The organism is Staphylococcus lutrae, assembly GCF_002101335.1.
Lineage (GTDB): Bacteria > Bacillota > Bacilli > Staphylococcales > Staphylococcaceae > Staphylococcus > Staphylococcus lutrae.
Genome location: NZ_CP020773.1, coordinates 47,862 through 66,626 on the forward strand (window position 1 = coordinate 47,862; position 18,765 = coordinate 66,626).

20 protein-coding genes are annotated in these 18,765 nt (G+C 36.5%); 1 reads left to right on the plus strand and 19 read right to left on the minus strand.

Going from position 1 to position 18,765, the window contains the following annotated elements:
* Positions 1 to 31: 31 nt before the first annotated feature.
* The 3 genes from hrcA to lepA all read right to left on the minus strand — a co-directional run bounded on the left by hrcA (position 32) and on the right by lepA (position 4,139).
* Positions 32 to 1,024 carry a heat-inducible transcriptional repressor HrcA gene (gene hrcA, locus B5P37_RS00270; protein ID WP_085235994.1) on the minus strand — a complete coding sequence of 331 codons (993 nt, stop codon included), beginning with the start codon at positions 1,022 to 1,024 and terminating at the stop codon, positions 32 to 34.
* A gap of 103 nt (positions 1,025 to 1,127) precedes the next feature.
* Complete coding sequence (gene hemW, locus B5P37_RS00275; RefSeq protein ID WP_085235997.1) at positions 1,128 to 2,249, minus strand: radical SAM family heme chaperone HemW; 1,122 nt, start codon at positions 2,247 to 2,249, stop codon at positions 1,128 to 1,130.
* A gap of 66 nt (positions 2,250 to 2,315) precedes the next feature.
* The gene (gene lepA / locus B5P37_RS00280) at positions 2,316 to 4,139 is read right to left on the minus strand and encodes a translation elongation factor 4 (RefSeq protein ID WP_085235999.1); all 1,824 of its coding nucleotides are present in this window, start codon (positions 4,137 to 4,139) and stop codon (positions 2,316 to 2,318) included.
* Between the two features lie 331 nt (positions 4,140 to 4,470).
* On the opposite strand from lepA, the gene rpsT reads away from it, so the two are divergent.
* Positions 4,471 to 4,719 carry a 30S ribosomal protein S20 gene (rpsT, locus tag B5P37_RS00285; protein WP_085236001.1) on the plus strand — a complete coding sequence of 83 codons (249 nt, stop codon included), beginning with the start codon at positions 4,471 to 4,473 and terminating at the stop codon, positions 4,717 to 4,719.
* Positions 4,720 to 4,785: 66 nt separating this feature from the next.
* Here the strand turns inward: rpsT and holA are convergent, their stop codons facing one another.
* From holA to B5P37_RS00365, 16 genes are all read right to left on the minus strand, one after another.
* On the minus strand, positions 4,786 to 5,760 hold the full coding sequence (gene holA, locus B5P37_RS00290) for a DNA polymerase III subunit delta (protein ID WP_085236003.1): 975 nt from the start codon (positions 5,758 to 5,760) through the stop codon (positions 4,786 to 4,788).
* Positions 5,761 to 5,808: 48 nt separating this feature from the next.
* A complete protein-coding gene (locus B5P37_RS00295) occupies positions 5,809 to 8,046 on the minus strand; it encodes a DNA internalization-related competence protein ComEC/Rec2 (protein WP_085236004.1) in 2,238 nt (745 codons plus the stop codon).
* A complete protein-coding gene (locus B5P37_RS00300; protein WP_085236006.1) occupies positions 8,043 to 8,507 on the minus strand; it encodes a ComE operon protein 2 in 465 nt (154 codons plus the stop codon). Before B5P37_RS00300 ends, B5P37_RS00295 begins: the two co-directional genes overlap by 4 nt.
* A gap of 92 nt (positions 8,508 to 8,599) precedes the next feature.
* Positions 8,600 to 9,262 (minus strand): helix-hairpin-helix domain-containing protein, encoded by a 663-nt coding sequence (locus B5P37_RS00305; protein WP_240622361.1) that lies wholly within the window; start codon positions 9,260 to 9,262, stop codon positions 8,600 to 8,602.
* 50 nt (positions 9,263 to 9,312) lie between these two features.
* Positions 9,313 to 10,038 (minus strand): class I SAM-dependent DNA methyltransferase, encoded by a 726-nt coding sequence (locus B5P37_RS00310; RefSeq protein WP_240622362.1) that lies wholly within the window; start codon positions 10,036 to 10,038, stop codon positions 9,313 to 9,315.
* Positions 10,035 to 10,391 (minus strand): ribosome silencing factor, encoded by a 357-nt coding sequence (gene rsfS / locus B5P37_RS00315; RefSeq protein ID WP_085236008.1) that lies wholly within the window; start codon positions 10,389 to 10,391, stop codon positions 10,035 to 10,037. Before rsfS ends, B5P37_RS00310 begins: the two co-directional genes overlap by 4 nt.
* Positions 10,392 to 10,976, minus strand: a complete 585-nt coding sequence (gene yqeK / locus B5P37_RS00320) for a bis(5'-nucleosyl)-tetraphosphatase (symmetrical) YqeK (RefSeq protein ID WP_085236009.1) — start codon at positions 10,974 to 10,976, stop codon at positions 10,392 to 10,394.
* On the minus strand, positions 10,954 to 11,535 hold the full coding sequence (nadD, locus tag B5P37_RS00325; RefSeq protein WP_085236010.1) for a nicotinate (nicotinamide) nucleotide adenylyltransferase: 582 nt from the start codon (positions 11,533 to 11,535) through the stop codon (positions 10,954 to 10,956). The genes yqeK and nadD overlap by 23 nt, the downstream gene beginning before the upstream one ends.
* A gap of 1 nt (position 11,536) precedes the next feature.
* Complete coding sequence (yhbY, locus tag B5P37_RS00330) at positions 11,537 to 11,830, minus strand: ribosome assembly RNA-binding protein YhbY (RefSeq protein WP_085236011.1); 294 nt, start codon at positions 11,828 to 11,830, stop codon at positions 11,537 to 11,539.
* A 10-nt stretch (positions 11,831 to 11,840) separates the two neighbouring features.
* Positions 11,841 to 12,644, minus strand: a complete 804-nt coding sequence (aroE, locus tag B5P37_RS00335) for a shikimate dehydrogenase (RefSeq protein WP_085236012.1) — start codon at positions 12,642 to 12,644, stop codon at positions 11,841 to 11,843.
* Positions 12,645 to 12,656: 12 nt separating this feature from the next.
* Positions 12,657 to 13,757, minus strand: a complete 1,101-nt coding sequence (gene yqeH / locus B5P37_RS00340; protein ID WP_085236013.1) for a ribosome biogenesis GTPase YqeH — start codon at positions 13,755 to 13,757, stop codon at positions 12,657 to 12,659.
* Entirely contained in the window at positions 13,758 to 14,285 is a 528-nt protein-coding gene (locus B5P37_RS00345; protein WP_085236014.1) for a YqeG family HAD IIIA-type phosphatase, read from the minus strand.
* Between the two features lie 72 nt (positions 14,286 to 14,357).
* Positions 14,358 to 15,044, minus strand: a complete 687-nt coding sequence (locus B5P37_RS00350; protein WP_085236015.1) for a 5'-methylthioadenosine/adenosylhomocysteine nucleosidase — start codon at positions 15,042 to 15,044, stop codon at positions 14,358 to 14,360.
* 352 nt (positions 15,045 to 15,396) lie between these two features.
* On the minus strand, positions 15,397 to 16,635 hold the full coding sequence (locus B5P37_RS00355; RefSeq protein ID WP_085236016.1) for an NRAMP family divalent metal transporter: 1,239 nt from the start codon (positions 16,633 to 16,635) through the stop codon (positions 15,397 to 15,399).
* 3 nt (positions 16,636 to 16,638) lie between these two features.
* Positions 16,639 to 17,397: a 5-oxoprolinase subunit PxpA gene (gene pxpA, locus B5P37_RS00360; RefSeq protein ID WP_085236017.1), complete on the minus strand. Its 759-nt coding sequence runs from the start codon at positions 17,395 to 17,397 to the stop codon at positions 16,639 to 16,641.
* On the minus strand, positions 17,387 to 18,757 hold the full coding sequence (locus B5P37_RS00365) for an acetyl-CoA carboxylase biotin carboxylase subunit (RefSeq protein ID WP_085236019.1): 1,371 nt from the start codon (positions 18,755 to 18,757) through the stop codon (positions 17,387 to 17,389). Before B5P37_RS00365 ends, pxpA begins: the two co-directional genes overlap by 11 nt.
* Positions 18,758 to 18,765 lie beyond the last annotated feature (8 nt).

The following is an 18,765-nucleotide window of genomic DNA, read 5'->3' on the forward strand; positions in this document are numbered from 1 at the left end:
CATTACATTTAACATTTCATACCGATAATGTTTATGAAATACGACTCAACAATTGTATCACATTTTGATAATGCATCGCAGTAGGACCGATAACGGCAATATACCCTTTTAAATCAGAATCAATATGATAGGATCGACTTAAAATTGCAATACCTTGAAGATTTTCTTCAATTTCAGAGCCGATACGAACATTGATCAGTTGATGGGTCATTTCATGAATAAAATCTGTAATGCGATTAGATTCAATATATTTCAATATCGGTTGTATGGATGCAACAGTTGATTCATTTAATCCCTCGATCAATTGATCTTTACCTCCAAAATATACACGAGAAGATGGATGGCTATGATACTGTTCGGTGATGCGTTGTACAATAGATGTGATAAGATAAATTTCTTGATCGTTAAAACCTAACAGTTCATACGTCTTTTCAGATTGATGAATAGGATCCTCAAACAATGTTGAAGCGTGTTGTGATAAATAGTTTGAAACCTTAATAATAGATTGTGCATTAATAGGTTCCTGACTTGTGACATGCGTATGTTTCACGTGCCCAGTCTCGTACACCACCACAACAATGAAATGATGTGAATTTAATTTCATCAAATGGACATCCAATATAGAGGCCTTTGAATAATCAGGTCCTATGACAAGTGTTGTATAACGTGTTTGATTTGAAAAAACTTCTGCAAAGTTATCCAAAGTTGATGCCAAATCATAATGATGGTTCACCAACATTTGATGAATATCGAGATGACTTTGCCCTTCAAAATCAAATGACTGCTCTAACAAACGGTTAGCATAAAGTCTAAACCCTGCTTCCGATGGGATTCTGCCAGAAGAAAAATGCGTTTTTGCAATAAGTGATTTCTCTTCAAGCGTCTTCATATCATTTCTAATCGTAGCAGGACTGACATCCACATTGTGCCTTTGAATCAATGTGTTAGAGCCAATAGGTTGTCCTAAGTCAACATAATCTTCAACAATTGCATTTAATATCTTCAATTGTCTTGGTGTAATCATGTTTTTCACCTCATTAGCACTCTTTCTGTCCAAGTGCTAATTATAATTTATCAAATTGGTCAAAGTAAGTCAATGTTAAAGACTTCGTTATTGATAAGTTTTTTTAAACTTTAATAAACGCTTCAAAGACGCTATTTCCAACCATTCTTCCTCGATCAGTGAGGGAGATGTGCGTATCGGTAAGTTGAATTAAATGTTGACGTTGAAGTTCTTGGATTTCATTTTCGTATATCGATTCAATTGAAACATCAAACTTCTCTTTAAATCGCGAACGACTGACCCCTTGATTCATTCTCAACCCGAGAAACATTTCTTCTTCCATTTGTTCTTTAACTGTTGGGTAATTTTCACTTAATCGTGGCAATTCATGTTGTTGAACCTTTTTTATATAGTGATTGACTGGATTAACATTGGTATATCGCATACCATCGACATATCCACTTGCACCTGCACCAAAACCGTAATACCCTTCATTTTTCCAGTAAACTTGATTATGGACCGATTCGTGTCCCTTTTTAGCAAAATTTGATATTTCATACTGATTCAAATCGCTTTTTTTCATTCGAGACATTAAATATTGATACATTTCTGCGCCAATATCTTCGTCAGGCATTGTTAATTTCCCTTTGCGATACTGATTATAAAATTGCGTTTGCGGCTCCAAAATCAAGCCATAACTAGATAAGTGATCGATATCGAGTTGTAACGCCTGATCCAAACTATCTTGGAATTGTTTCATACTTTGACCTGGTAGGTGATACATTAAATCTAAGCTAATAGAAGGAATTTGGTGATGGCGTGCGTGCCGTATTGCTTGATAAATATCCGAGTTGGTATGACTTCTCCCCAAAGTTTTAAGTAATGTATCATCAAACGTTTGAACCCCAATAGATAAACGATTCACACCATATGCTTTCAATAATGCCACTTTTTCGGAAGTAAGCTCATCTGGATTCGCTTCGAATGTAAATTCTCCTTTTATTATAAAATGACGATGTATGGCTTTAAGAAGATACTCTAATTGTGCCTCTGATAAAGCTGTAGGTGTCCCGCCACCGACAAACAAAGTATCCAGTGTTGTTACTTTTGCTTGTTTCATTTCTTCTACAAGACACGCTAAATATTCGTCAACAGGTTGGTGCTGTATAAAATATTTATTAAAATCGCAATACGTACATATTTTGACACAAAAAGGAATATGAATATATGCACTTTTCGCTTCCATCATGAATCACCTCATAAAAGAAGCTCCCTCAACACCTCAAGATGCACGGGAGCTTTTCGTTTGTCTTTATTCTTCATCCATTTTCAAAACAGCTAAGAAAGCATCTTGAGGGATTTCTACACTACCCACTGCTTTCATTTTTGCTTTACCTGCTTTTTGTTTTTCTAAAAGTTTACGTTTACGACTAATATCGCCACCGTAACATTTTGAAAGGACATTTTTACCCATAGATTTAATATTAGTTCTTGCAATAATTTTATGGCTGATCGCTGCTTGGACAGGTACTTCAAATTGTTGACGAGGAATTAATTTTTTTAATTTCTCAACCAATACTTTTCCACGCTCATAAGCAAAATCACGGTGAACAATAAAACTTAATGCATCTACCTTATCACCATTTAATAGAATGTCCATTTTAACGAGCTGACTTTCTTTGTTTTCAATGAATTCGTAATCAAATGATGCATATCCTTTTGTATTTGATTTCAGTTGATCAAAGAAATCAAATACGACTTCAGATAATGGTAGTTCATAGACGATGCTCACACGAATATCATCTAGATAATCCATATTGACAAATTGCCCACGCTTACGTTGACAAAGTTCCATGACCGCACCCACATAGTCATTTGGAACCATCATCGTAGCACGTACATAAGGTTCATATATTTTATCAATTTGATCACGGTCTGGCATTTGCGCTGGATTATCCACTTGAATTTTGTCACCATTTCTTAAAACAACACTATAAATTACAGAAGGTGCAGTAGCAATGAGTTCGATACCAAATTCACGCTCAATGCGCTCTTGAATAATTTCCATATGCAACATTCCTAAGAAACCAGTACGGTAACCAAATCCGAGTGCTTTAGAAGATTCAGGTTCGAATTCCAACGAAGCGTCATTTAATTGTAATTTCTCTAAAGCTTCTCTTAAATCGTTGTAGTCTTTATTATCAATCGGGAATAGGCCACAGTATACCATGGGATTCATTTTTTTATAGCCTTTTAAAGGTTGTTCGGCAGGGCGATTTGCATGAGTAATCGTGTCCCCAACACGTGAATCATCGACATTTTTAATACTTGCAATGATATAGCCAACATCCCCTACTGTTAATTCTTCAACAGGAAGTTCTTTAGGCGTATTTATTCCTACTTCTGTCACTTCAAAAACTTTCCCTGTTGCCATCATTTGTATCCGGTCACCAGCCTTAACAACACCGTCAACAACACGAATAGATGAGATAACACCACGATATGGATCATATTCTGAGTCAAAAATCAGTGCTTTTAACGGCGCACTCGGATCACCTTCAGGAGGAGGTATGATTTCAACAACTTTTTCTAAAATTTCTTCGATACCAATGTTAGCTTTAGCACTTGCGAGTACTGCATCATCTTGATCTAGACCGATGACATCTTCAACTTCTTGTTTAACCCGCTCCGGCTCAGCAGCTGGCAAATCAATTTTATTAATTACTGGGATTAATTCTAGGTTATTGTCTAACGCTAAATATACGTTTGCTAAAGTTTGTGCTTCTATGCCTTGGGCAGCATCGACAACTAAAATGGCCCCCTCACACGCTGCAAGAGAACGAGACACCTCATATGTGAAATCGACATGTCCCGGTGTATCGATTAAATGGAAGATATAGGTTTCTCCATCTTTTGCTTCATATTTTAATCGAACCGCATTCAATTTGATTGTAATGCCACGTTCACGTTCTAAATCCATTGAATCTAGCAATTGTGCTTGCATTTCACGAGATTCGACTGACTTTGTATTTTCTAAAATTCGATCGGCTAATGTAGATTTTCCATGGTCAATGTGCGCAATGATCGAAAAATTCCTGATATTTTTACGTCTATTTAAACGTTTTTGATTATCCATATCATCATACTCACTTTCATAAGTTTACCCGTAAATTAACGATTACATCTTTGCTATAATAACGTTTTTAAAGTATAAATGCAACTGTACAAACAAGAAATGCAACAGATCAATACATGATAAAAAAACATCTTATTACCTTCATATATCGCTCTAAATCCCCTCGAATTTTATTCGCTAGTCCGCTTCATCAGACATAAATGGGCACGTTTTTGAATAAAATATTTTCAAGGGTCAATTAATCATTGCACAATGTATAGAGTTTTGATAGAATGAATCTTGTTGTAATCAAATTATTTTGATACGAAGACGATTATAGGAGGTGTCTTTCATGCCAAATATCAAATCTGCAATTAAACGTGTGAGAACGACTCATACAGCTGAAAGCAAAAACATTTCACAAAAGAATGATATGCGTTCTGCAGTGAAAAGTGCTAAAAAAGCGATTGAAACTAATGCTGAAAATAAACAAGAATTAGTAAGCCAAGCAGTAAAACGTATTGATAAAGCTGCTCAAAAGAATTTAATTCATTCTAACAAAGCTGATAGATTAAAATCAAAATTAATGTCAGCAAAATAATAAAAAGAGCTGTGCCGTTGAGGTATAGCTCTTTTTTTCGGAATGACAGCTCAAAAACGTAATGACTTATAATCGCATAATAAACAGTTCCAAAATCAACACCTTGTCCATATATGACGATTTTAGTTGATAATCCGTTTCCGCGCATGCATCCATAATCGTTAGCAAAGTTTCTAATTGATACTGACGCGCATGATTTAATGCTAATTTCACTCTATAGGGATGAACCCCCACTGTTTTAGCAATTTGTTGCCCAGAGTAGCCTTTTTGGTTTAAAATCTTACTCTGATAATATAAACGATAATTACTTGTAATGAGCGCTAATAATTTTATAGGTTCTTCTTTAAGTTGAATCAAATCTTTGACTAAAGCTAAAGCATTATTTTTCTGTCCTTTTTGGATATATTCAGTCAACAAGAAAACATTTTGTTCCAAACTTCTATTGACAATCATGCCTACATCATCTTTGTTGATGATGGGTTTCTCCCCTATAAATAACAATAATTTATCGAGTTCTTGCTTTATCACACGATAATGAATCCCTGTTAAATGAATAAGCAAGTCTAATGCATCTTGCTTTATTTGCTTAAATGATGCATTTAAGTATTGATTAACCCAATCTTTAATTTCTTGCTCAGTCATTTGTTCTATCTTTTTAATATGCCCAACTTTTTTTAATGCTTTGACGACCTTTTTACGTTCATCCAATTTCAATGCGTTGACTTGAAAAATAATCAACGATGTACCGTCATATTTTTCTATAAAATCTAATAACATGTCTAAATTAATGATCGCATCTTTAGGTGCTTTCTCTCCAGTAAAGACATAACTATTTTGAACGACCACTATTTTTTTGTCAGAAAAGAATGGAAGTGTCATTGCCTCTTCAAGAATCGTATTCAAATTTGTTTCATATAAATTATATTTTACATAGTTGAAATCGTCTCTTGCCTCATCACCTAAATATTTTTTTGCAAGCTTCTCCGTTTCACGATCGATTAATTCAGAAACATCACCGTGAATCACATGAATATTTGACATGTTGTACTTCCTCTCTATCTCATTGCTTTGTTGCTATTATAGCATGAATTATTTATCATGTTCATCACCGTCTGATCGCTCATTTGTGACATCATAGGGGTGTGCTGAATTTGACGTAAACAGAATATGAATGTGATGGTTATCGGCAGTATTATATACTTTAGTATTGACTCGAGCTAATTTTTCCAATGTTTTTGGGTGTGGTAAATGGTAAATATTGTGCTTACCGGCTGAAATGAGTGCAATTTTAGGATGGATTTTCGTGATAAATTGCTCATCCGAGCTCGTCTGACTCCCGTGATGCCCAACTTTTAAAATTTGAATCGGCGGTAATTGATAACGATTTAATAACAATGATTCATTATGAGCACTTGCGTCCCCCATTAATAAAATATGTGTTTGATGGAAACGAGCCAGTGTGATAATAGAATGTTCATTAGGGTCTGCACTGTTCGTCATATCTGTATTATAAAATTTAAATTCAAATTCACCTAAAGCGATATTTGAAATGGTTTCATAAGAATAAAGTTCTGCTTTCTCTGACAATGTCACATCTTTTACCATTTTGAATTTCTGTGAATCAAAATGTGAAGGGTTGATAATAATGTTCTTTATATGGAGATGTTCTGCCAAGTGCGTTAACTCCCCCATATGGTCCTGATGCGCATGTGTAATCACTAAATAGTCGATGTGTCGTATGCCCAACTTTTTGAAAAGCGGGTAAATTGTGGCTTGCGTTAGATTTTTTTTGGCATGCACACGTGGATGTTGTGCATAGACGCCGCCAGTATCGATGAGTAACGTTTCTCCAGTTTCACTAAGAAATAGAATCGCGTCACCTTGTCCGACATCAATTAAAATCATCTGGTTTTGATAGTGTGGATGCACAAGCCATAAAAAGACACATGAACTCAAAATGATAATCATAGACAATACATATCTTTTTTGCGTTAGCAGGTAAAGTAATAAAAAAACGATAACGACACAACAGAAAAATGCCCATTCACCAAAATCTGGAATGATTAACGGAAAGTGATTTAACTTTGATAAGCTGTTCAACAATGTATTTTGAAAACTAAATATAAAATGTGTAAGCAAAACAAAAAAATTCAACATAAAAGGAAATAACATCGCTAAAAAAGAAATGAGAAATGCAAGTGGGATAACGATATAACTATAAAATGGAATAAAGAAGAGATTTGAAATCAATCCTTGCCATTGAATTTCGTTTGTAAGTACATAATTGATGGGGATGGCCACTAACACAGAGATATAGGAGCCTAATAAAAGCGATTTAACTAGAGGCGTTTGCTGAAGAACATCTTTCATTACAATTAACGCTGCTGCTATTAAAAAAGAATAAATAAATCCTAAATGGTAATGATAAGTGCTATTGAACAGACTCATCGTCGTATAAACGATGAGCAATGCTTGCAAAGCGTTAAGCCGATAGAAAGATGACGCCATCATCATTAACAATGTCATCGCAACAGCGCGTTGTGCACTTGGACTTGCACCCACAAACATTAAAAAGCAAGGTAGAAAAAGCATCAATAAAAACTTTACAATGAACATTGGCAACGGGAGCCTTTTTCCTAAACTATAAAACAGCATCATCAAAACTGTAATATGTGTCCCACTTATCGCGAACAGATGAGAAATCCCTAACTTTTGTGCCTTTAGTTTGGTTTCGTAATCTAAATAATTGGTGTTCCCTGTTGCAATTGCAATGATTTCGCCTTTCCCACTCAAACGACTGTCCAATATATGTTCGATGACTTTATTTTTAACATATTGTAGTCGCGCTTTAAAAGTTGGCCGTGCCCGTTGACATTGTTGAAAATCTAAGTGATTTGCTATAAATAGTGGTGTTTGTTGGGCAGAACGCATCGGTAAAAAAGATCCCGTGATAAGGCACTGATGATTCAATATGAAGTTAGCGGAGGGATGTTCAATTTGAGAAGATACTTTACTTTTGACTAATAATAAACCTGATTCAGTCTGTGCTTGAATCGTTAACATATCATCTTGAAATGTAGGTAAAGCGGTATAGCGAACAAGCAACTGTTGATTGCCAGTGTGAATTTTCGGCACTGAGGCCGAACGATGTAACGACATGTCTATTCCATAGCCGAGCAAAGTCATACTCAAGGTCAAAACGATATATAAGCTGTGCCTCCTTTTAAAATATAGACTGCACGCGAGTACCGCATAAAGAAAACATGCAGCTGTAAAGTGATGATAAGCCATGTGACCGATGACATAGGCAATCAAAGCGTATGTCATCTTAAATTCAATAAACTGTCCGCTATATTTTGAGGATTAAAATCAATTTTCTCAAAATGAACGCCTGATTGTCGAAGTAATTGAAGCGCATATTTGTGATTATGGTAGTCTTCTGCATAATATACTGTTTGAATCCCTGCTTGGATGATGGATTTCGTACAATTAAGACATGGGAAATGTGTAACATATATTGTCGCATTTTCAGTTGAAACACCTTGTTTCGCACATTGTAACAATGCATTCATCTCAGCATGTATTGTTCGAATGCAATGCCCATCCTCCATTAAACATCCATCGTCAATACAATGTAATTCCCCGGAAACCGAGCCGTTATAGCCTCCAGCAATAATATGGTTGTCTTTTGTTATCGTTGCACCGACTGACAGGCGTGTACAAGTTGATCTTAGTGCTAATAAATGGGCTTGAGCCATAAAGTAATCGTGCCATTGAATTCGTTCCATATCTTTCACTCCATACGTTGTATTCATTTAACGTGTTTTATCATAATCTAGAACAAGCTTGCTTATATTGTCAAGTCAATATTTCTTCCTTACTATACTGTAAAATAAGGTTTTAGTTTCTCAAAAGTTTTTTGACCAATTCCTTTTACCTTTTTTAAATCGTCGACAGTAGAAAATGGTCCATGTTCATCTCTAAATTGAATGATCGTTTGTGCTTTAGCAGGACCAATCCCAGGAATTTGTGTTAACGTTTTTTCATCCGCTGTATTCAAATTAATAGTTTGACTTTGCGACTGTGAAACATGACTATTCATTGTGCTAGCCTGTGACACGTTGGGTTGTGTCGTTTGCGTTTCAGATTGACTCGGTATATATACTAATTTTTGGTCGACTAATTTTTCGGCTAAATTCACGCGACTCAAATCTGCGGTGCTTAATGGTTCAGCCTTATCAAGCAACTGTTTAATACGATCATCAGACTTCATTTCATATGTATTGGGATGTTTAACAGCACCTTTTATATCCACAATTATTTTCTGAGCGGTTGTTTTATTATTTTGATTTGTTTTGACTTTATGAGGGGGTGAATCGATAGCGGGGGCAGCTTGAACGAGATTTAATGGTTTTTCCTGTTCTTGCTGAAAAAATCGTAAGCCGAGCCAAATTCCTAGCGCAAACATCACAATCAAAATCAGGGATAGTTGAATCTTATATCGTTTAATAAAAACATATATTTGTTCAATGGAATACATCATAAAAAACCTCCGATCAAAAGCTTACACGTTTGACGGAGGTTTTTTACTTGTTATTTTTGAACGATAAAAAAGAGACGATCACTTTCAGGGTTTTGGTTCACTTCATCAAAATCATAAAAAGTTTTAATCCGTGTAAAACCCGTTTCACGAAGCAATTTTATATAATGCTGTTTTTCAAAAGTCCTCTGATATTGAGATTCATCTCGTCTAATATACTTTTGTTGATCATCTAATATAAAGAATGTTAAATCATGCCATACACTTAATGGCGCGTCACCTGGTTCAGTTTGCCACACCAGTGTCAAATCCTCTCGGTCATCTAGATAAACTTGACCATTAAAAAGTTGGGTCATTTTATGCGCTGTATGGACATCAAATATAAAGTGGCCTTCTGCTGCCAAATGATGGTAAACATTATTAAATGTAGCCAATACCGCTGTCTCATCGGCTAAATAATTCAAACTATCACATAATATTGTAATCAAGTCATATTGTGTGTCCAGTTGAAAGTCTGCCATATCTGCTTCGATCCATATCACTTCACTCGTCTTTTCTTTCGCAAGCGATAACATCTCCACACTCAAGTCCATTCCGACTACTTCATTTGAAAAATCGGTAAAATGTTGTGTGAGCGTCCCCGTTCCACAACCGATATCAAGCACACGTTGTAACGAAGGATGAGGAATGGTGTTCTGAATCATCGAAAGCCATTGTGCATAAGGTTGATCGTCAGTTAAACGATCATAAAACGCACTCAGATTTTCATACTGCATTATGAATGAATCCCCTCTTTATACCCTAACATTTCAACATCTTGATAAAGTTTTTCGAGATTGTAGTAACTGCGTTCATCTTTATGGAAAACATGAACGACCACATCTACCAAATCAATCAAAATCCATCGCGCTTCATTAAAACCTTCCATACGTTTCACTTCAACTTGTTGCGCTTCAGCCGCTTCCTTTATCGCTCTAGCAATAGCTTGAACTTGTCTTTCATTGTTACCATGGCAGACAACGAAAAAGTCTGTTAAATCAGATATCTCTTGCATATTTAATGAAATGATATCTTCTGCTTTTTTGGCATCGGCTGTTTTAACTGTTAACATTAATAATTCTTTCGTATTCATTTAACCATCCTTTATTGTAGAATCATTTAAATTATAGTAATTCAGACAATCAATTGTTGACTGATACACACTGATATCCTTTTGAACGAGATACAATACAGTACGTTTTGAAATTTCATAAATGGTACGGTCCAACCCACCGCCATTGTATACCATATTTCTAATTTCATCCACTTTAGGCGTATTTCTACCGGGTTCAATATAATCTGCAATGAAAACTAATTTTTCCGTTTTAGTCATTTGTTTACGTCCAGTTGTATGGTTATAAATGGCTAACAAAACTTCTTCATCCGTAATATTATACTGGTGCTTCATTAGTGCAGCACAAACAGGGCCGTGAAGTATTTCTGAACCGTAACTTAACAAATCATGATTGAGGTCATACTTTGTTACTTGCTGATATAAAAAACTCAAATCATCGTATTTACAAAAATCATGTAATATACCGGCAAGTTCGGCTTTTTCTTCATCCCCTTCATATAATTGTGCAAGTTTTACCGCCGTTTCAGCAACACGCATCGAATGTTCAAATCTTTTTTTAGGTAATTTTTGTTCAACCAATTCAATCGCAAATGTTCGCTCCATATAATCTCTCCTTCAGTATATATTGCTCGACGTTTAAAGGGACCCACATATGAATGGTTTGATCATTTGTCCTTCTATGGCGAATTTCTGTCGAACTGATTGCCATTTCAGGTATGTGAATGGTGATGATTGCAGTGTCATTCGCTTGTATTTCATAACCGCGGTTCACAACAATAAATGTAACAAACTGTTTTAAACGATCGATTTGATACCAACGATCTAATTGTTCATACTGATCTGTACCAATAACAAAATACAGCTTTGCGTCAGGTGATTCACGTTGAATGTTCAACATCGTCTCATAAGTGTAACTATTCCCTTTTCGCTCAATTTCATCTAATCGTAACGTGCCAAATCCTAAATTTTGTATCACCAGTTTGACCATGTGAATCCGATGTGCGACATCAATCCATTGATCATGTTTCTTTAACGGAGACATATAACTCGGCATAAAATAAAAATGATCCGGTTGTATTTTTGCATTAACTTCACTGGCCACCATCTCATGTCCACTGTGAATTGGATTGAATTGTCCACCGTAAACAACAATATTTTCCATTTTACGGCAACTCGATTTGTTTATTTTCTTGCGATGTTTTGTATAATACTATCATTGATCCAATCAATTGAACTAATTCACTGTCAGTGGCACGACTAATCGATAATGCTAAATCCTTTTTGTCATCCATATTATTTTGTAATATATGAATCTTAATCAATTCTCGATTTTCTAAAGTATCCTTTATTTGTTCCACCATATTATCGTTAATACCGGCCTTACCAATTTGAAATATTGGATCGATGTGATGTGCCTTACTTCTTAAAAACCTTTTTTGTTTACCTGTTAATGCCATAACGGCCTCCTTATTTTGTAAGTTTATTCAGTACTGTGTTTCTCATTTCCGAAATATCGCTCTCTAAACCCGTCCATATTCTAAAACTTTCAGCCCCTTGATAAATAAACATATCTAAACCATTATATATGGCGCATTGTTTTTTGGCGGCTTCTTTTAAAAACGTTGTCTCTAATGGCACATATACGATATCACATACAAGTACATCCGTTTTTAACATATCAAACGTAATCACACTTTCTGTCGATTGATCCATGCCTACGGGTGTCGTGTTGACAATAATATCAAACTGTTGTGCAATCCTTGGCACATCTGCTAGCTCATATTGTCGAACGGGGAGTTGCCAGTCATCAAAACGCGCTCGTGTACGATTGGCTACTGAGATCGGGTGTTGTGTGACTTTGTCTAATGCATATGAAATGCCTTTGCTCGCCCCTCCTGCACCAAGTATTAAGATACGAGCATTCCATAAATCACTATATCGGGTTTTTAGCCCTTTAACAAACCCTAATCCATCCGTATTATATCCAATCCACTTCCCATGATCGATTTTAACTGTATTCACTGCACCGATTGCGCGAGCTTCATCCGAGATGTCATCAAGATAGTCCATAATACGGGCTTTATGTGGCAAAGTAACATTAAATCCATCCAAATGCTTTTCACTAATAATATCTCTAATATGATGGAAATGTGCAGGCGGGATATTGAGTGCTTCATATTCATAGTTCAAATTTAAACTTTTAAAATTCGCATGATGCATTAACGGCGATAGCGAATGTTCAATGGGGTGTCCAATTACAGCAAATTTCACAATCATCTCTCCTTACATGATCGATGGTCTAAGCGTGACATCCACTTTTTGTGGGACGATTATATTTAATTCAGCACCTGCTTCAACCGTAACGAAACCAAGGCCTGAAATCATGATGTCCTTTTTCTCATTTCCTGTAGACAAATGTACGGTTTTTAATTGCTCAAAATCGAATGGGTCATCTGGAGATGGAGGTGTTAACAGGACACCGATTTGTTTTTTCCATAAATCATCAGCTTTTTCCAATTTTGTTCGATGAATATTTAATTCATTTGAAAAGTAACAAACAAGCGGACGTTTTCCGCCTTTTAAGTAATCAACACGGGCGAGCCCACCAATAAACAATGATTGTGCTTCATTCAATTGATAAACCCGTTGCTTAATTTCTTTTTTAGGCATAATGGTCGTTAATGCTTTTGTGGACACATAATGAGTCATTTGATGTGCTTGAATAATCCCAGGCGTATCAAACATATAGTGCGTATCGTCAATCGGAATATCAATCATATCTAACGTAGTGCCCGGAATACGTGATGTCGTAACCACATTTTTTTCACCAACTGTTTGTTCAATCAACTTATTAATCAATGTTGATTTCCCAACATTCGTTGTACCTACAATGTACACGTCTTGATTTTCACGATATTTTTCTATTGTTTCAATTAATCGTTCTATTCCAATACCTTTATGTGCAGAAATCAAACATACATCTTCAGGATACAAACCATAAGATTTTGCTAATCTTCTCAACCATTCTGTCACACGTCGTTGATTAATCTGTTTAGGTAATAAATCGATTTTATTTCCAACTAAAATAATCTTCTTATTTCCTACAATTCGTTTGATTGCATGAATAAAAGACCCTTCAAAATCAAAGACATCCACTAGATTTACGACAATCCCTGCTTTATCAGCTAAACCATTCAACAATTTTAGAAAGTCTTCACTTTCCATACCGACATCCTGGACTTCATTGTAATTTTTCAGCCTAAAGCAACGACGACAAATGACGTCCTCTTTGTGCAAGCTCGCTTGTGGAACGTAGCCCGGCTTTTGTGGATCATCTGATTGAAGTGTGGCACCACAGCCTATGCATTTCAATGATTCATTCAATTATGATTCCTCCCATTTAATATAACCTTTTCTTTTAAAATGTTTAAGCAATCGCCGCTCAACTAAACGGTTAAATTGAGTGATTAAACCGTCAGAGTTTTTGACCGGAACAACCATAATCGTATACAGACCATTGCGATTCCCTCCAAATACATCGGTCATCATTTGATCACCAATCACCACGGTCTCATGTTGTTGTAACGCCATTTGTTGCATTGCACGGCGCAATGATTTTCCTCTTGGTTTTTGAGCTTTAAAAATATAATCCACTTTTAAATCCCGACAGAAAGATTGCACGCGTTGCGCGTTATTATTTGAGACAATCGTAACTTTAAACCCTTTCTCGTCTAATTGCTCAAACCATGTTTTCACTTTAGGGGTCGGTTCTGCCTCATCCCACCCGACTAACGTATTATCTAGATCGGTTATAATACCGGTAATATTTAATGCTTTAAGTTTATCTAAATCAATTTCATAAATTGAGTTCACATATTGATTTGGTAAAAATAATCGCTTGATGATCCCCATCATTTTCCTCCACTTTAAAAGACTTCATTCGTCATATTATATCATAAAGCTAACCGTTGGGCGTGTATTTCTTTAAAGCACTTTGACCAGTTCGTTGACCATTTCACTTGATGACTTTGCAGCAATTTTTAAAAAGGCTTCAAACGTCATACCGGCTTCCTTGTTTGCCAGATCGGATATGGCTCGTGTAATGATAAACGGCACACGGTATTGATAACATGTCTGTGCAATAGCAGTCGCTTCCATTTCGGTCGCTAATGCATCAGGAAAATGGGCTAAAATCGCTTCACGTTGTTCATTCGTTCCTATGAAACTGTCCCCAGAAACAATGAGCCCGCTCTTGCCCGTTTGATCGAGTTGTTCTAATAAATGCATGACTTTTTCAAACAAGACCGTATCAGCTTCAAATTGCGCAGGCATTCCTGGAATTTGTCCTTGTGCATAACCAAATGCGCAGGCATCTACGTCATGATAGGCCACATGACGACTAACAACAACATCGCCTAACTCTAATTCTGGCTGTAATCCTCCCGCTGAACCTGTATTAATAATACAATCCGGTTCAAAACGATCGATGAGTAAACTCGTTGAAATTGCCGCATTCACTTTCCCGATACCGCTTTGTGTTAAAACGATTTCCTTGTCATTCAAATACCCTTTATAAAAAATGACATGCGCCACTTTAATTTCTTCTAACGCTGTCATTTGAGATTTTAAAATTTCAATTTCTTCCTCCATCGCACCGATGATTCCAATCATTGAATTGCCTCCTTCAAATTTCAAATCTATTTTACATATCAATTTATCGTTGTTATTTTATCATATTTAACAATAAGATAGCATTTTTATTAGAATCTAGGCAGCGCGAAAAATACGATATTGATTTCGAGTTAACCAGATTTTATCACTGTTCATAATTTTCTCACGCGCATTACCGCTCTTCAAACTCAATGATGTTTAAACCACATTTCTACTTTAGTATTTCATACCTATATAAAATGCACCGTAAAAGTTAGGATTGTGGTATCCAACTTTTACGGTACATCGCATTCATTCAGTTCTTCATCGTGAAGCGCGAATCAAATTGACATTCTATAGATGAACATCGTGATTAATGACTCCACAAATCAGCAAGCCCTTGTAGAGAAAAGAATCCAGTGAACATCGTCACCACAACTGCCACAATGCCAAACAATAACATCCATGTCGGGTGTTGATAGTCACCAACGATTCGCTTGTTTTTCGAAGCAATCAAAACCGTTCCCAAAATAATAGGGAGTATTAATCCATTGAGCGCACCTGCAATGATTAATAATTTAACTGGTCGCCCTATGAAAAGAAAAATAAGCGTTGAAACAACAATAAATGCAACGACAACATAATTATCATAGGTTTTTATTTTATTATGCAACGTTTTGATGAATGTTGTACTTGTATAAGCTGACCCAATGACAGATGACATCGCTGCAGCAAAAAGTACAATTCCGAAAATATTTTTACCGATTGGTCCAATCGCATGTTCGAAAACAGAAGCCGGTGGATTTTCAGGATTTAAGGTTACTCCCGTTACAACAACACCCAAGACTGCTAAAAAGAGCAGCGTTCTCATCACACCAGTCGTTAAAATTGCAGTAATTGCAGAACGATTGACAAACGGCAAATAATTTTTACCTTTAATATCTGCATCCAAAATACGGTGTGCGCCTGCAAAAGTGATATATCCTCCAACTGTCCCCCCTACAAGTGTAATAATTGGAAGTACAAGTACTGCTGGATTTTCGGGTAAAATCGTATGTTTTGCTGCATCTAAATATGGCGGATGGGATTGAATCATCACATATCCAACAATCAAAATCATCAAGACCCCTAAAATCATCGTAATAATATCCATCATTTTCCGACCATTTTTGGAAATAAAAACCAAAATTGCCACTACCGCTGTAATTGCAGCGCCTGTCCGAATATCCAATCCGAAAATAGCATTGAGTCCGAGACCTGCCCCGGCGATGTTTCCAATATTAAATGCAAGGCCCCCAAGTCCGATTAATATTGAGATAAAAGTGCCGAGTCCTTTAATCACTTCATTCGCAATTTCTTGACCACGATAACCTGTGACGACGAGAATACGCCATATGTTAATTTGTGCACCAATATCAATCAATATTGATAATAGGATCGCAAATGCAAAACTTGCTAAAAATTGTTCTGTAAAAACCGCTGTTTGTGTAAGAAATGCAGGACCAATAGCCGATGTAGCCATTAAAAATACCGATCCTAATAACAACCTTCGATGTGCTTTAGTAAAAACGAACTCACCTGGGCTTCCATTTTGATTCAAATCATTTTTCATTAATTAACCCCCTAATTGTACGATATCGATATTCACCTCAGCTAAGCGCGAACGAATTTCTTTAACAAATTCTAACGCATGCGCGCCATCCCCATGAACACAGATCGTATCTGCTTTAATTTCTATTATTTCTCCTGTAATCGCTTTAACCTTTCCATCTTTAACCATACGAATCACTTGTTCAATGGCCTCTTCCGTATCTTCAATGCTCGCACCAGCTTTTTTACGACTCACAAGCTGTCCGTCACGTTCATATCGACGGTCCGCAAACACTTCAGAAGCCACTTTAAGTCCTTGTGCTTTGCCAGCTTCTATCAAAACCGAATTGGATAATCCGACCAAATAGAGTTCTGGATCAATATGATATACAGCCGTAGCAATGGTATTTGCAACTTCTCGCTGCCTTACCGCGATTTGATATAACGCACCATGCGGTTTGACATGATTAAGTTTAATTTTATTGATGTCACAAAACGTTTTTATCGCACCGATTTGATAAATCATCAAATTATAAATCTCTTCAAGTGACATATCCATTTGGCGACGTCCAAATCCTTGCTTATCTGGAAATCCAGGATGCGCGCCTACACTTACCCCACTTTTTTTAGCTAACCGAATCGTCTCTGCCATGACATTTTCATCACCTGCGTGGAAGCCACAAGCAATATTTGCAGAAGTAATTAATGGGATCACTTCACGATCATTACCCATTTGATAGTGTCCAAAACTTTCACCTAAATCACAATTCAAATCAATTTGCATTTGTGTTTTCCTCCTTTATGATTGTGTGGCGGTCCAAAAATTTGATGTCAACGTCTTTAGCATCACCTTCAAAATATGGCGGATACGAGAGTACAGCATATAGAAAATCTGCAGTCGTTATAAATCCATCAATGACCAGCTCGTCTAAAGTGACTTTAAGTTTGTCAATGGCATGCGAACGATTTGCCCCTTTAACAATCACTTTGGCGACTAGTGAGTCATAATAAGAGGAAACAGTATAGCCACTGTACAGCAAAGAATCGACGCGAACATTAAAACCTTGAGGTAAATGTAAAGCTTTCACAGTCCCCGGCGTTGGACGGAAATTTTTTTGAGGATCCTCCGCATTGATTCTCGCCTCGATCACGTGACCATCAAACGTAATATCATCTTGTGTAAGTGACAGCGTACCATTTTGCATAAGTCGTAACTGTTCACAGACGAGATCAATATTTGTACGCATTTCAGTTACAGTATGTTCCACTTGGATTCTCGTATTCATCTCAATAAAATAGTACGCATCATCTGTCACTAAAAATTCAATCGTCCCAGCACTTCGATACTTTGCGGCTTTCGCCACTTTGACTGCATCATTACATATTTTTCTTCGCTTGTCTGAACTTAATGCGCTACATGGAGATTCTTCAATTAATTTTTGGTTTTTCCTTTGTACAGAACAATCTCGTTCACCGAGATGAATAAATCGATCTTGTCCATCACCAAGCACTTGAACCTCAACATGTTTTGCAACTGGGATAAAAGCTTCAACATAAATACGATCATCATTAAAGTACTTGTTACCTTCGCGCTTTGCTTCTTTAAAGGCGCGTTCGAGTTGTGATTCTTCTTTTACAATTCGAATCCCTTTTCCGCCACCCCCACTGGCCGCTTTAATTACTAAAGGATAGCCAAGTATGTCTGCTAAAGATTTTATATCGTCAACTGTTTCTACTGCAGATTTCGAACCTGGAATAATAGGAACGCCTGCCGCATCAACAGTTTGTCTTGCAGAAATTTTATCTCCCATGCATTGCATCGTCTCTTTTGTCGGACCAATAAAATAGAGGCCTTCATTTTCAACTTTTTCTGCAAACACCGGACTTTCTGATAAAAAGCCATAACCTGGATGAATCGCATTTGCATGTGTCATCTCAGCTGCCGCTAAAATCTTTCGGATATTCAAATAACTATCTAACGGGTTTGCTTCGCCAATACAAACTGCATGGTCAGCCAATTTAACGTGTAAACTATTTTCATCACCAACTGCATAGATGGCTACAGACTCCATCTTCATTTCTCTTAGCGCTCGAATAATGCGCACAGCAATTTCTCCTCGATTTGCGACTAATACACGAAACATCATCGTAC